Annotated in this window: 15 protein-coding genes; 9 read left to right on the top strand and 6 right to left on the bottom strand. The window is 59.9% G+C overall.

Features of this window, described 5'->3' with window-relative positions:
- Positions 1 to 31 precede the first annotated feature (31 nt).
- From FFI94_RS29925 to idi, 6 genes are all read left to right on the top strand, one after another.
- Positions 32 to 628: a TetR/AcrR family transcriptional regulator gene (locus tag FFI94_RS29925; protein ID WP_221937776.1), complete on the top strand. Its 597-nt coding sequence runs from the start codon at positions 32 to 34 to the stop codon at positions 626 to 628.
- 428 nt (positions 629 to 1,056) lie between these two features.
- Complete coding sequence (locus FFI94_RS29920; protein ID WP_138871032.1) at positions 1,057 to 1,902, top strand: carotenoid biosynthesis protein; 846 nt, start codon at positions 1,057 to 1,059, stop codon at positions 1,900 to 1,902.
- Complete coding sequence (locus FFI94_RS29915; protein WP_260684431.1) at positions 1,899 to 3,119, top strand: glycosyltransferase family 2 protein; 1,221 nt, start codon at positions 1,899 to 1,901, stop codon at positions 3,117 to 3,119. The genes FFI94_RS29920 and FFI94_RS29915 overlap by 4 nt, the downstream gene beginning before the upstream one ends.
- A gap of 49 nt (positions 3,120 to 3,168) precedes the next feature.
- Positions 3,169 to 4,788 carry a phytoene desaturase family protein gene (crtI, locus tag FFI94_RS29910; RefSeq protein WP_138871031.1) on the top strand — a complete coding sequence of 540 codons (1,620 nt, stop codon included), beginning with the start codon at positions 3,169 to 3,171 and terminating at the stop codon, positions 4,786 to 4,788.
- Positions 4,781 to 5,797, top strand: coding sequence for a phytoene/squalene synthase family protein (locus FFI94_RS29905; protein ID WP_138871030.1), 1,017 nt, complete (start codon positions 4,781 to 4,783; stop codon positions 5,795 to 5,797). The genes crtI and FFI94_RS29905 overlap by 8 nt, the downstream gene beginning before the upstream one ends.
- 25 nt (positions 5,798 to 5,822) lie before the next feature.
- Entirely contained in the window at positions 5,823 to 6,425 is a 603-nt protein-coding gene (gene idi, locus FFI94_RS29900; protein WP_138871029.1) for an isopentenyl-diphosphate Delta-isomerase, read from the top strand.
- Between the two features lie 26 nt (positions 6,426 to 6,451).
- Here the strand turns inward: idi and pcaG are convergent, their stop codons facing one another.
- Together pcaG and pcaH are read right to left on the bottom strand one after the other, a co-directional pair.
- Entirely contained in the window at positions 6,452 to 7,114 is a 663-nt protein-coding gene (pcaG, locus tag FFI94_RS29895; RefSeq protein ID WP_138871028.1) for a protocatechuate 3,4-dioxygenase subunit alpha, read from the bottom strand.
- A complete protein-coding gene (gene pcaH, locus FFI94_RS29890) occupies positions 7,111 to 7,839 on the bottom strand; it encodes a protocatechuate 3,4-dioxygenase subunit beta (protein ID WP_138871027.1) in 729 nt (242 codons plus the stop codon). Before pcaH ends, pcaG begins: the two co-directional genes overlap by 4 nt.
- A gap of 130 nt (positions 7,840 to 7,969) precedes the next feature.
- On the opposite strand from pcaH, the gene FFI94_RS29885 reads away from it, so the two are divergent.
- A complete protein-coding gene (locus FFI94_RS29885) occupies positions 7,970 to 8,887 on the top strand; it encodes a LysR substrate-binding domain-containing protein (protein WP_138871026.1) in 918 nt (305 codons plus the stop codon).
- 27 nt (positions 8,888 to 8,914) lie between these two features.
- Here the strand turns inward: FFI94_RS29885 and FFI94_RS29880 are convergent, their stop codons facing one another.
- Positions 8,915 to 9,820 carry an IclR family transcriptional regulator gene (locus FFI94_RS29880; protein WP_138871025.1) on the bottom strand — a complete coding sequence of 302 codons (906 nt, stop codon included), beginning with the start codon at positions 9,818 to 9,820 and terminating at the stop codon, positions 8,915 to 8,917.
- Between the two features lie 213 nt (positions 9,821 to 10,033).
- Here FFI94_RS29880 and FFI94_RS29875 point away from each other — a divergent pair, with 213 nt between their 5' ends.
- Positions 10,034 to 10,768, top strand: a complete 735-nt coding sequence (locus FFI94_RS29875; protein ID WP_138871024.1) for an IclR family transcriptional regulator — start codon at positions 10,034 to 10,036, stop codon at positions 10,766 to 10,768.
- A 53-nt stretch (positions 10,769 to 10,821) separates the two neighbouring features.
- Here the strand turns inward: FFI94_RS29875 and FFI94_RS29870 are convergent, their stop codons facing one another.
- The gene (locus FFI94_RS29870; RefSeq protein WP_138871023.1) at positions 10,822 to 11,964 is read right to left on the bottom strand and encodes a Rieske 2Fe-2S domain-containing protein; all 1,143 of its coding nucleotides are present in this window, start codon (positions 11,962 to 11,964) and stop codon (positions 10,822 to 10,824) included.
- Positions 11,961 to 12,239 carry a hypothetical protein gene (locus tag FFI94_RS29865; protein WP_138871022.1) on the bottom strand — a complete coding sequence of 93 codons (279 nt, stop codon included), beginning with the start codon at positions 12,237 to 12,239 and terminating at the stop codon, positions 11,961 to 11,963. Before FFI94_RS29865 ends, FFI94_RS29870 begins: the two co-directional genes overlap by 4 nt.
- A 209-nt stretch (positions 12,240 to 12,448) precedes the next feature.
- Here FFI94_RS29865 and FFI94_RS29860 point away from each other — a divergent pair, with 209 nt between their 5' ends.
- Entirely contained in the window at positions 12,449 to 13,042 is a 594-nt protein-coding gene (locus tag FFI94_RS29860; protein WP_138871021.1) for a TetR/AcrR family transcriptional regulator, read from the top strand.
- Here the strand turns inward: FFI94_RS29860 and FFI94_RS29855 are convergent.
- Complete coding sequence (locus FFI94_RS29855; RefSeq protein ID WP_138871020.1) at positions 13,033 to 14,115, bottom strand: hypothetical protein; 1,083 nt, start codon at positions 14,113 to 14,115, stop codon at positions 13,033 to 13,035. The genes FFI94_RS29860 and FFI94_RS29855 overlap by 10 nt on opposite strands.
- Positions 14,116 to 14,148 lie beyond the last annotated feature (33 nt).

The raw sequence follows: 14,148 nt of genomic DNA, 5'->3' as shown, positions 1-14,148 counted from the left end.
ACGAATATAATCTAAATTCACGCTAAGATAGATGTCAAATGAAATCCAAACGGAAGTGTGGTTGATGGGCCGCGTATCGCAACAGCAAGCGGAAGAGAACCGTCGACGTGTCGTGAAAACCGCCGCGCGCCTGTTCCGGGAGCAGGGCACCCAGCTCAGCGTCGCCGACCTGATGAAAGCGTCCGGGTTGACCCATGGTGGCTTCTACAAGCAGTTTGCATCGAAGGAGGCGCTCATCGACGAGGCCACCGCCTATGCATTTGCCGAACTGTCGCAGACCTACAAATCCGGGTTGGACCAGCAGGCGGAACGACGTGAGTCCGCCCAGCAGTCTTTGATCGACACCTATCTGTCCGCCGAGCATCGCGATAACCCGGCAGATGGATGCCCCGCTGCGGCTCTTGCCGTCGACATCGCGCGCGAACCCGAAGATTCCGAGGCCCGTCGGGTCTACGCCCACGGTGTCGGTAGTTTTGCCGACGGTTTGGCCGACGAGGATCAGGATGGCATTGCGCGACTATGCACCATGGTCGGAGCGATCCTCCTCTCACGAGCTACCAAGGGCTCGCCTGTCTCGGACGAGATTCTCACTGCAGCGCGAGCTGCGCTGAAACCAACCAACGGGTGATTCCGGAAGACGATGGCGCGTGCCGAAAACTTTTTTCCACGAGTTCCCATCCGTGTGTGTTCCGGCTACGAATGCCACGCAGACGGTGTGTACCGTCTCCGTGCTCAACGATGTCGAGACGGTGTTGACAGGAAGGGCAGAGTGTCATGCATGCACTGGTAGAAGCCGATTTTCCGTCGATCAACAGTCCGTTCGTCAAGCTCTCGTGAAGTTCCGGCCGACGATCACAGGAATCTGACCGAAATGTCTATTTCTTCTTCTGGTACCCCTGCTTCCGATTCGCCTGAAGGCGAGAATCCGCGCCCGAGCAATCCGGGTGTCGGCTTTCTGCAGATGTTCATGGATGCGAGTCGTCAGCCGCGGTCATCCCGCGAAGTGGCGCAGACATCACCTCAGGAACCGCGCGCTTCCAACGATGAACGATCGTGATGGGTGCTCCCACGCCTTCGGGTCGATGGATCCCTCTCGTGTGGGGACTTGTCGCGTGCGCACTGATCGCCCAGATCATCTATCCCTTGGTCAGCGGAAATTCGCGTGACGGGGTCACGGTTGCGGTAGTCGCTCTACTGGCCGCCGCGTCGATTGTTCATGCGGTGATCGCCCGGGGACCGGCGTGGACCCTGGTACTGGTCGCCGCCACGGCAGGGTTGGGTCTGGCTGCCGAAATGATCGGCACAGCAACAGGTTTCCCCTTTGGGAGCTACTTCTACGCCACCGATCGGTTGGGGCCTGACATCCTGGGGGTCCCGGCGGTGGTTCCACTGGCATGGACGGCCGGGTTCTATCCGATCTGGTGCGCGGTGGGTTACGTACTCGAACGCACCCGCACGTCACCGAAATGGCGCTCGAGCCAGCGAATCGTCATCACCGCTGCTGGGATGGTCGGCTGGGATCTCTATCTGGATACTCAGATGGTGACGGACGGCCAGTGGACGTGGACCTCCGGCAATTCGGGCCTTCCCGGCATACCGTCGATTCCGTTCACGAACTATCTGGGCTGGTTCGCCACCGCCCTGATAATGGCAGTTGTGATCGAGTACGTCGGAAAGCGATTTGATACCCGCAGCAAGTACGGGCCGCGGGTGTCGGATGCGGCGCCGGTGGTGTTGTTCATGTGGACGTGGCTCGGCTCGGCACTTGCCCATGCTGCGCTGCTCGAGGGCGACGAATTGAAGTATTCGGCGATCTACGGCTTCTGTGCGATGGGTATTGTGGGAATTCCTCTTGCGTGGATGTGGACCTGGCAGCCCAGAGAGGACTCGGTGACGGTATGACCTCTACGGGTTCACGAATCCTGCATCACCTGACTGCGACGGGTACGGTGCTAGCCGGATTATCGGCGATGATGTCGATCGGGAACGCACTGTTCATGCCCCGTTTACGGCGAACGGGCGCCGGTAAGCCACACGATCGCGTCGTGGTGTGCATCCCCGCCCGCGACGAGGAATCCACCGTGCCCCTGCTCATTGCGGATCTACGGGAACAGACTTATGGGGGCGAACTTCGGGTGATCGTCCTCGACGACGGTTCGAGTGACGGCACGTTGGCTGCCGCCCGCCGCGCCGCCGACGGCGATCCGCGCATCACCGTCGTATCGACGTGCTCTCCACCCAGTCCTGGTTGGACGGGGAAAGCCGCAGCGTGTCGAACCCTTGCCGATATCGGTCTCGATGACCGACCAGACGTGATCGTTTTTGTCGATGCAGATGTCAGGTTGGCGCCCGATGCGATCGCGGCGTCGGTGTCCGTACTCCGCGAGCACGATGCAGCCTTGATGTGTCCGTGGCCCGAACAGGAATCGGGCAGCCTTGTCGAGCATCTAGTTCAGCCGTTGCTTGCCTTTTCGTGGATGTCCAGTCTTTCCGTGCCGTTGGCGAACCGGTCCTGGCGGCCATCGCTTGCGGTGGCGTGCGGCCAATTTCTGATGTTCGATGCCGGCGCATACCGTGAAATCGGTGGACACGAGTCGGTGGCGTCCAGCTCCACCGAGGATCTGGACATAGCCCGAACTCTTCGCCGCAACCACAAACGTACGATTCTGGTTTCGGGTGCGGGCTTTGTCAGCTGCCGGATGTATCGCAGTTGGCCCAAACTCCGGGAGGGCTACACACGGTGGTTGTGGTCCTCGTTCGGTGGACGAGTGGGTACCGCCCTCGCTCTGGTGGGGGTGAGCGTCGTATATCTTCTTCCTCCCGCTGCCGCTCTGGTGGGAACGGGCCGCACACGCCGGATGGGAACCGTCGGCTATCTTGCCGCGGTCACTGCTCGGCTGTGTTCCGCGCGATCCGAATCTGCCGGCAGGGCTGACGTCGCAGATCTGGCTCGGACTGCCGCCGCGGCGTGCGCCCACCCGGTTTCGGCTGCGATTTTTGCCACTCTCGTGCTCGATTCGCGTCGACGTTTCGCGCGAAACGAACTGTCATGGAAGAGTCGACCGTTGAACGCCCCGACCATCGACGTGGCCACCCTCAGTAGCACGACGAAGAAATGAGAATCCTGATGTCGGTCTCGAACGCAGCGACTGTGACAGGTGATCGATCATGAGATCAGTGAGCGGGCAGGTAGATTCGGTTGTTGTTGTCGGCGCAGGTCTCGCCGGACTCTCCGCTGCGCTCCATCTGACCGGGGCGGGCAAGCGTGTCACGGTCCTCGAGCGCGAGAGCGCGGTCGGTGGTCGCGTCGGTACCTATCCGGTGCAGGATGACGCGGGTCGATTCCTGTACGACATCGACAACGGTGCCAGTGTTCTCACCATGCCGAATCTGATCGCCGACGCGTTGGCCGCAGTAGGTGAGTCGTTTGATTCCGTCACTCCTGCACTCACTTTGATGAAGCTTTCACCCAGCTATCACACGCGGTACGCCGACGGCAGTTCCATCAACGTGTACTCGGATCCGCTGGCGATGTCGGCAGAGGTCGAAAGGACATGCGGTCCAGGCGAGTCCGACGGATACCGCAAGCTTCGGCGGTGGCTGGCGTCGATCTTCGACACAGAGTTCGACCGGTACATGGACTCGAATTTCGATTCGCCACTCGATCTGGTGTCGTCTCCATCGGCAGTGCGAGACACTGCAACTCTGGCTCGGCTGGGCGGTTTCGGTCGGCTGGGGCCGCGGGTCGGATCGTTTGTGAAAGACGAACGACTGCGACGAATTTTCACATTCCAAGCGCTGTACGCGGGAATGGCTCCCGCCAAGGCGTTGGGCGTATACGGCGCCATTGCGCACATGGACACCTCGCTCGGGGTCTACTTTCCGGTGGGCGGCATGGCCAGAATCGCCGAGGTGATGGCCGACGCGTTCACCCGGAACGGCGGAGTGCTCCATACCGGCGCCGAAGTATCTGCGGTGAACCTCGAGAACAAGCGTGTCACAAAGGTTTTGACGTCGGATGGTCGGAGTTTCGCGTGCGATGCCCTCGTGTTGACTCCGGACTTACCGGTAGTCGATCGGTTGCTCGACCAAGCGGGTGCGCCGTCTACCGGTCGGCGACGCGGATATTCGGTGGTATCACCGTCAGCCGTCGTCTTTCACGGCACGGTTCCGGTGGATGTGACGCAGTCGTGGCCGTCAAAATCTCACCACACCATCGATTTTGGCGAACAGTGGACGGAGACCTTTGCGCGGATCACCGCGCGTCGCGGCCGTGGGCAGTTGATGGATGATCCCTCTCTCCTGATCACACGACCAGCTGTGACGGACCCAGCGCTGCAGCTGGTTCGTGACGGAGTCAGGAGTGAACCCATCTCGATCCTGGCTCCTTGCCCGAATCTTGCCAGCGCTCCGCTTGATTGGGACCGGCTGGGGGTTCCGTACATGCGTGAAATTCAAGGAGTATTGGAACGGCGCGGCTACCACGACCTGACCTCGTCGATGTCTGTCGATCACCTCGACACCCCACAAACCTGGCTTGACAAGGGAATGCTCGACGGCAGTCCCTTCTCGTCGGCGCATGTATTCCGTCAGACCGGGCCCTTCCGGCGCAAGAATCTTGTTCCTGGTCTCGGTAACGTCGTCCTCGCCGGTTCAGGGACCACTCCCGGCGTCGGGGTGCCGACGGTTCTCATCTCGGGAAAGCTTGCTGCAGAGCGGATAACAGGATCGAACAATACACAGTCGTCTGCCGCTCGCCGCGTCGAAGTCGGTGTAGATCATGCGTGAACTCGACAAGATCGACCCGGGCCTCCACGGCGCATATCGACTGTGCCGTGACCTGAACGAGCAGCATGGCAAAACGTACTTTCTCGCGACCCGACTTCTGCCGGCCGACAAGCGCGCAGGAGTGCATGCACTTTACGGGTTTGCGCGGATGGTCGACGATATCGTCGACGTGGATTCCGGCGACAGCGAATCAGGTTATGTGCCAACGCTTTCCTCCAGCGACGACACGATGCCTACCGAAGCCGATCGTAGGGCAATCGCAAAGTTGGACTTGTTCGAGTCTCGCATCCGAAATGCGCTCGATGGACAGCCGCTGGGGGAGAGCAGAGCCGATCTCGTACTCAGAGCTCTCGTGGATACCACTGCAAGATATGACATTTCACACGAGTACTACTACGCCTTCCTGCACTCGATGCGAATGGACATACCGGGAACCACGATGTTCCGCTCGCGGTATCGCACGATGGCTGAACTGTCCGAGTACATGTACGGATCCGCCGCTGTCATCGGCCTGCAAATGCTCCCGATCCTGGGCACCGAAGCAGATCGCGATAGTGCCGCCGGACCAGCGGTGGCCCTGGGTGAAGCTTTTCAGCTGACCAACTTCATCCGAGATATGGGCGAGGATCTCGATCGCGATCGGATCTACTTGCCGACCGATGAACTGAATGCTTTTGGTGTCGACGAAGATCTATTACGGAACTGCCGCGATACCGGCCGCAGCGATGTTCGACTCGAGCGCGCTCTCGCGCATCTGATCGCACACACTCGCGCGGTGTACCGGACGGCTGAACCGGGGATCGACATGCTCGATCCGATGGTGCGCCCCGCGATGCGCACGGCGTTCGTCCTTTACGGCGACATCCTGCGTGCGGTGGAAGACAGCGGATACCGCGTGCTGCACAAGCGAGCCCGCGTTTCCCAGCGGCGCCGTTTGTCGATCGCGGCTCCACGACTGGCAGAAACCGGATGGATCAGCCTCCGCACCCGGCTGACGCCGACGCACTGATCGAACGAAGAGAACGGGAACCCACATGGAATACGTCGTGTTGCTCGACGACGCAGGTCGATCCATCGGGATCGAACCGAAAGCGACCGTCCACACCACCGAAACTCCACTGCACCTTGCCTTCTCGGCGTACGTGTTCGATCGGAGGGGAAACCTCCTGATTACCCGGCGTGCACTGGAGAAGGTGACGTGGCCAGGAGTGTGGACGAACAGTTGCTGCGGCCATCCGGCTCCGGAAGAATCGCTCGAGGACACCGTCCGACGTCGACTGAATCAAGAACTCGGAATAGACGTCGACGATGTCAGCCTTGCGCTCCCGTTCTTCCGATACCGCGCAGTGATGGACACCGGGATCGTCGAAAACGAGATCTGCCCGGTCTTTCGGGTGATCTACGACGGACCGCAACCACTTCCCGATCCGGAGGAAGTGGAAAGCGCCGAATGGGTTGATTGGCAGGAATTTTCGGATTCTGTTCTCAGTAGCTCTCGCGATGTGTCGCCGTGGTGTCGTGAACAGGTGCAGCAGCTTCGGCAGCTTGGTCTTGATCCCGGCCAGTGGCCCACCGCGGACGCGGCGGCATTGCCGCCCGCCGCACGCGAAGGTATGGATCGGCGCCTACCCCGCTAGCGGCACCGGCTGCCTTGGTGCGTAGTTCAGATATCGAAGAAAACCGTCTCTGCACCACCATCTGGGGTGTCCTGTAGTCGAATGTCGAAGGTGTAGACGGATTCTCCATTTTCACTTCGGTGTTCGGCAAGAAGAGTTCTTCGACGGGTATGGAGTTCGATTCCCGAGAGGATCGGGTCGGCTGCGTTGAGTTCGGCTTCGTCGTCGAAGTACAGGCGGGTATGCAGTCCGATGTTGATACCTCGGGCGAAGATGACGAAGCAGATGTGGGGAGCCTGCAGGCGGCCGCCGTTGTGCTCGACTGGTCCGGGTTTGATCGTATGGAATTCGAAAACTCCGGTTTCGAAATCTGCTCCTGTGCGGCCCCAGCCGACAAAGTTCGGATCGACGCTCTTGTCTTGCGGGTCGAGGTGATGGGCGTACTTACCGGCCGCGTTGGCCTGCCAGATTTCGAGCAAGGCGTCGCGAACCGGCGATCCACTGCCGTCGAAGACGCGACCCTTGATCGTGATCCTTTCTCCGACTGTGTCGTCGGAGACAAGAGTGTTGTCGAAGTTCTTCTCGAAAATCTCGAAGCCTGCCTGCTGAGGCGCAAGTCCGATGTGTACGTACGGGCCGCCGGTCTGCGACGGAGTTTCGGGAAATCGCATCGGAATCGTCTGTGCGGCAAACTGATGGGCGACGTTCATCGTGATGCTCCCGGAATCTTGTTCTCGAAGAAGGTGGCTCGTCGCCCGCGCAGGGTGACATCGAAGCGATAGGTTCGAGCGTCGAATGGTACGTCGTTCGCCGGATCCTCATGCGCAATGAGGCTGCGTACCTGTTCGATAGACGGAATCGTTGCGGCAATCGGGCACCGCTCGATCAAGGGGTCACCCTCGAAATAGAGTTGGGTGATCAGGCGCTGCGCCCAACCGTCCGCGCTGAGAGACAGATGGATATGTGCAGGACGCCAGGCGTTCGCACTGTTTGCCCACGGATATGGTCCCGGTTTGATAGTGCGGAAGACGTAGTAGCCATTTTGGTCGGTGAGCATCCGGCCGCAACCGCCGAAATTCGGATCGATCGGTGCGAGATACTGGTCATTCTTGTGGCGATAGCGCCCACCGGCGTTGGCCTGCCACACTTCCACGAGTGCACCGGAAACCGGATTACCGAATTCGTCACGTACATGGCCGTGCACGATCAGCCTTTCGCCGATCGGCAAGCCGGCTTTGGAGAAGTTGAGGATCAGGTCGTTGTCTTTCTCTCCCAGCTCTTTTCCGTTGAACACTGGCCCGGTGATTTCGGACAGCGTGTTACGGGGCGAGTGCAAAGCCTGACGAGGTGAGCGCAGGATGCTGGTCTTGTAACCAGGTGTCAGGGCGGGAGGATGCAGTTTGACGTCGCGCTCAACAAATTCGCCGATTGTCACGGTGGTGCTCCTGTCGAAGGGATGTGAGCTCACCCTATTTTCGATACCTACTCATGTAAATTGACGATTTCTTGCTACTTTCATAACCTGTGTTCATGGAATGCGAATTCGTACCCGGTGGTCAGATCGCATGACCGGCGTAGCGAGCAGCCGGATCCAGCTTCGGCACCTGATCTGCTTTGTCACCGTTGCTCAGGAGCGCAATCTCGGCCGGGCCGCGCAGCGTCTCCATCTGACGCAGCCCGCCGTCACCAAGACGCTCAATGAACTCGAGCAACTTGCCGGGATGCGTCTGGTGGAGAGAGGCCGTCATGGTGCCCGTCTCACTCCGGCTGGTGAGTATTTTCTGGGACGCGCATCCGCGGCCGTCGACGCCATGACGGCCGCGGCGCAGGCGCTGGTCGCCCCCGGGGCCCCCAGCGCACCGATCCGCGTCGGTGCGCTGCCAACTGTTGCGAGCGTTCTACTTCCGAAGGCGATTTCACAGCTACATGAAACGTATCCGGATTTGGGCGTACATGTCGTCACCGGGGTCAACGACGCCCTCCTCGAAGGGATTCGCGTCGGCGAACTCGATCTGGTGGTGGGCAGAATGACGGATCCCGACGTTCTGCAGGGACTCGAATTCGAACTGCTTTACACCGAGTCGCTCGCGATTGTCGTTCGTCCCGAACATCCTCTGACGACGTGTGCGGAGCCGCTGTCAATGCCGCGGGTGCTCGAATACCCGGTGGTCGTCGCTACAGCAGGGACGGTTCCGCGCCGACACACCGAGGTGCTTCTGCGACGCCACGGGCTGACTCTGCCGAGCGGTTGCGTTGAGACACTTGATGTATCGGTCGCGCGCACTCTGGCCCGCCGCACGGACTCGGTGTGGTTCACACCCGAGCGGGTACCGCAAACCGATCTCGACGACGGAACGCTTGTGCGCTTGCCGCAGTCCGCCCCCGGCACTGCTGAGCCCGTCGGACTATTCCGTCGGGCAAGTGAGCCTGCTGTCGGTGTCGAAACTTTGGCTGGGATCCTCAGGCGGCTAGCTGCCGGGTGAAATCTCCCACGCGCGAATCCGGCGGCTTCAGAGCCAGTGCTCGGTGGAAGCCATGAGGCGATCCATGGTCGCTGCAGAGAATGTGCTCGTGGGAACCGGCGTAGGTTTGCGGCCACGGCGCGGAACGCCCAGATCGGGGTACAGGGCGCGTGACACTTCGCGAGTTGCGTCGAGAACCAGGGGAGCTACTCGCTCGAGCTGAGCAGTCCGCATGTCTCCGCACAACGAGATGCTGCCGATCGGACCCTCGTGACCACGAATCGCCGACGCGACACAGGCGACACCAGGTGTCGATTCGCCACACTCGAAGGCCAAGCCTCGACGCTGACGAATGCGGCTCAGTTCTTGATGCAGCACTGCGATGTCGGTGATGGTGCTTTCGGTACAGCGCGGAAGCGTCGCACCGAACAAGGCGTCAACCCGTTCAGGGGCGATGCACGCCAGCATTGCCTTGCCGCCCGCCGTTGAATGTGCAAGGGCTCGACCGCCGACGCGTGACGGTAGTGCCGTAGCGAAGCGCCCACCCACCTTGTCGAGGTAGACACTTTCGCCGTCGTCGAGTACCGACAAATGCACCACCAGTCCGGTCTTGAGGTGCAGCTCGTGCAGGAGAGGTGCTGCGGCTGCACGCATCTGGCTGTGGTCGCCGGCGCCGCCGTCCAACCCGAGTGCGCGTCGACCGAGACGGTAGCCAATCGGCGCGTGAGCGACCCAGTCGAGCTTGACGAGCTGTTCGAGAATGCGATGGACGGTCGATCGGGGCAAACGGGCGCGGCGGGCGGTTTCCTCGAGGCTGAGGTGCGTTGCCCGACCGTCGAAGGCGTCGAGAATCAGTGTCATCCGCTCGACCATCGACGGAGGTAGGTCCGCAGCGGCGCGAGCACCGGTCGGTGGAACAGGGGACTCCCTGTCGTTCATGTCGACGACGGTCATGGACGCCTATCCTTTCCCGGGGCTTTCCCGAGTGTCGCTCTGATGCCGTGGGCATCTGGCGTGTCCATCAGGTGGTGACCCCTGTCACTATCACTGTTATAGTCCGATTGTACATTGATCAAGCGATCAAACAACCTGCATATGGCCCTTAAAATCGAAGGGGTCATTCACGCAGCGTGCACGCCGTGCGCTGCCCACCCACGGAGATGCCCCATGCCCTGTGATGAAAATTCGCCGGTAGCGGTGCTCGATCGCGCCTCGATACTGCTCGACGCGTTCGACGAGGACGAGCGACTGACGTTGTCGGACTTGTCGAGACGGACGGGGCTGCCCGCATCGTCGGCCCACCGTATGCTCGGGCAACTCGTACGTCTGACATGGCTTCAACGGGAGGGGCACACGTATCGGTTGGGCCGTAGGATGCTCGAACTCGGTTCGCTTGCATTGCATCATGATCGGCTTCATCGCGTGGCGCAGCCCATCCTCTATCAACTGCACGCGACTACGGGGCTGGTGGTTCACCTCGCCGTCCCCGTCGGAGCTGACGTCCTCTATCTCGACAAGGTCGGTGGCTCATTTGCTGTTCGGCTGCCCACCCGCGCCGGCGGGCGCCTACCTGCGGCGTCAACCGCAATCGGCAAAACTCTTATGGCGGAACTGGATCCGACTGCGGAGCAGGCGCCACCTCCTCGTGCAACGTCGAACACGATTGTGGACCCGGTTCGACTGAGGAGGGAGTATGCCGACATTCGGAGCCGCGGAATTGCCCACGACCGGAACGAGACATTGCTCGGCGTATCGTGTGTGGGCGCCGCTATCATGCAGGGCTGCAAACCGATTGGTGCGATCTCTGTGACCGGGCCTACCGGTACATTCGACTCGATGGCTGCCGCAGCGCCAGTCCGCCTCGCGGTAGCAACGATTCGGAATCGACTGTCTGGAAATTGATGTTGCCGCGCACTGCGGGGGCAGGGCGCGGCAACTGCAAACCAGAGGGAATCTTACGTATCTGCGGAGACGCGAGCGAGATTCTCCTGCACCTCTGTGGACCAGTTCTCCAGAGCGCGAGTGGTGTCCACCTCGTATTCGTAGCGTGCGGTCATTTCGTCGGTGACGTCTTCGACGTCCACATAGAACTGCTGGTACCAGCGGCGTAGTTGGTAGACGGGTCCGTCTTCTTCGGTAAGTAGCGGATTTTCTATGCGGCTCTTGTGTTTCCAGATCTCGATGTCCTGGAGGAACTGTGTCTCGAGCCCCTCGGTGAACATCTGTGCGGTGGCTTCGGCTTGCTCGTCCGAGTTGCCCGGCGTGCGTTCGACGCAGGTGCCGTACTGCAGGACAAACGAATTGTCGGTGACAGGGTAGTGGCAGTTGATGACCTTTGCCTCAACCGTGGTGTCACCGGAAATCGTCCACACCGTATCGAGCATGAAGGACGGACCGTAGTATGCAGCTTCCGACACTGTCTCGGCGTCTGGAAGATCCATCTGTACACCGGTTTTGATGTCGTCCCGTCCTACCGAGCGCATGTACTGGGCAGCGACCTGACCTTCGAACACATTCTTGAAGTAGCCCGGCATCTGAAAGTGAACATAGAAGAAGTGAGCCATGTCGACAACATTGTCGACGATCTCGCGACAATGTGAACCTTCGACATGGAATGTGCGCCAAGACCACTCGCTCCACCGGTCCGTGCCCCACCCCTCGATCTCCGGGATCGTCACGTCCTCCGGTGGTTTGTTACCCTCCGGATCGTGCCACGTAAAGAGCATTCCGTTGCGTTCGAGAACATTCCACGACCGCGTGCGTGCGAGTGGAGGTACGCGCCGCGCGTAGGGAATGCCGGTGCAGCGTCCGTTCCCGCCCCATCGCCAATCATGGAACGGGCACGCGATCGAGTCGCCCTTGATCTGCCCCATCGCGAGGTTGCCGCCCATGTGTCGGCAGTATGCGTCAAGGACGTGCAACTTGTTCTCGGAGTCCGCGAACACCACCAAGTCGGTACCGAAAGCCTTTATTTGGTGCGGCTTTCCGTCCCGAAACGTGTCGGCCAGACCGAGGCAGTGCCAACCTCGTGCAAACCGTGTCGGGTTCTTTCCTGCCTCGATGACCCGAACCTCGGGTTCGGCGAATGTCCCACTCATGAATCCTCCAGTTTCCAGCGATGAAGTGATACGTGTGAAAGGCCCTCAGGGCGAAGAGATTCGCGAAGTTCGCCATTCTCAACCGCTGCCTGCACGGCGGCGGTCAATCCGCTGCACGACTGCACGAGTGATGCAGGTGGCAGGGTGTTGACCTCGACGTTGCGGTACGGGCAGCGCACCTTCTCTGTAGGCGGCCATTGAATGCCGGTGTGGATCGAGCTGTATTTCTCGACGAGAACTCGCTGGCCGCAAGATGCGCAGTCGACAGGCGCCATGGTGCTTCCTTCCTATCGTTCTCTCTCGAACGTAGTAAAGAGCTACTGTCAGCTGACAGGCCAATTCCATTGAGCTGAAAACGTGCTGGGAGCCAGCTGTGGTGCTGGCGTTGAACGCGGGTCGATACTGTAGGGGTCATTCGCTCGTTTCGATGAGCGGTCGAATTCGACAGTCGAATACGCGAAAGAGCATCAGGAGAACAGACGATATGGAACCGCAGGAGCGGCGACAGCAAATCCTCGATCGCGCCGGCGAGATATTCGCAGCAAAAGGGGTAGCCGCCACGACGATCCGGGAAATCGGCGATGCCGTGGGTGTGCGCTCCGGTGCGCTCTACCACTACTTCCCCTCGAAAGACGCGATAGTCGCAGAGATCGTCAGAATCTATCTCCAGGACCTTGTGGACAACGTGCATGCAGTCACTGCCGTGGAGCCTACGGAACGTATCGAGGCGCTCGCCGAAATCGCTCTGCGCTGTTCGCACAAATACCTTCACGCGACGTCCATCTGGCGTCGTGAGGGCGACTACATCCACGCAACAATTCTCGAGCAAGGAAACATCGGGGAGCTGTTCGGCCAGTTTGAGAGGGAGTGGTCGAACACGTTGGCCGTCGGCGTCGCGCAGGGCATTTTCCGCGACGACGTTGATCTCGACGTCGTCGATCACATGCTTCGATATGCAATCTGGTCGTCGAGTGAGTGGCATACACCCACCGAGGACAAATCTGTGGACTGGCTCGCCCACGAAGTGGTCAAGGTAATCCTCGGAGGTTTGTTACGCGCCCAGAACGTTCAGCCGTGAGGTTCTGAGTATTCGGTGAGATGATCCATGAGAATCACGATCAGCTGTTCAAGTTCATTGCGCGTCATATCAGTGAGATCGAGTGAGAACTGGGCGGCGAGGCGGCGGCCCCAGTCGTGGAAGAAGACTGGGTGGGCCGAGATTTTGCCGTCTCCTGCGATATCCACGGCTGCTAGCCATTTTTCGATACTGGTTTCTCGTGCTCGCGGTTCCTTCAGTGGCTTATCGGATGACAATGTTGTTGCCAACGTGCCAGTTCCAGAATTTGCGCATGCGGATTGAACTTTCGAAACAGTAAGGGCTGGCACTAGTGGCATGGCCAAAAGGTGAGCAGTTCGCCTGGCCGCAGCCAGATCTTCACCACGGTCGACGTGCACACCGAGTCGGGCGATCCACGGGAGGTGAGGATTGCTCTTGTCGTTGCAACGGATGTCGATGCAGAAGTACGCGTCGTCGGTTCCTGAGGGATGCGGTAGGTACGCAGTGATGGATGGCTGCCCGCCAGAGGTTGAACTTGTGTACATGTCGAACGGGGTGCGGCCAGCCAACCCCTGTGAAACTGCTCGCAGCGCGACGGTCAGGATTGCTGAATCCATCTGGCCGAACCGGCCATTCAGTTGCGACTTCCATGCAGCGAAAACAGATGATGCCTCGGCGGCGAGGCCGCGAACTGTCGAGTTTGTAGATGACGACCAGTAACCGAATAGGTTGGCGAGTTCGATGTGGGTCCACCCTTCTGGAACCGTTGAACCATCGACCTCCAAGTCCACTAGAAACTTGCGGGCATCGTGTGTATGTGCGAATTCTGCGTATCTGTCGAGTTGATCACCGTGCTCAGTTGCCGAAACCTTCAATTCAAGAATCGCGATAGGACCTGTGGCGCCGTACAGCACCACATCCATGCGGCCTTTCCCATGAGGAACTTCTACTCGGGCACTGACGACGTTGTCATCGAGTCCGAGTGCATTCTGCAGCGGCGTCGCGTCGCGTTCCACTAAATATCCGATGAATGCACCGACATTTACCTCGGAACGCAGGAGACGTTGAAGAAACATTGAGGGGTGTGTAGTCATAGTCGGCCTATTCCTGTCTGTTGGCAACCGATA

The sequence above is a fragment of the Rhodococcus sp. KBS0724 genome (genome assembly GCF_005938745.2).
Classification (GTDB): Bacteria; Actinomycetota; Actinomycetes; order Mycobacteriales; family Mycobacteriaceae; genus Rhodococcus_F.
This window is presented reverse-complemented; position numbering and strand designations above follow the sequence as displayed.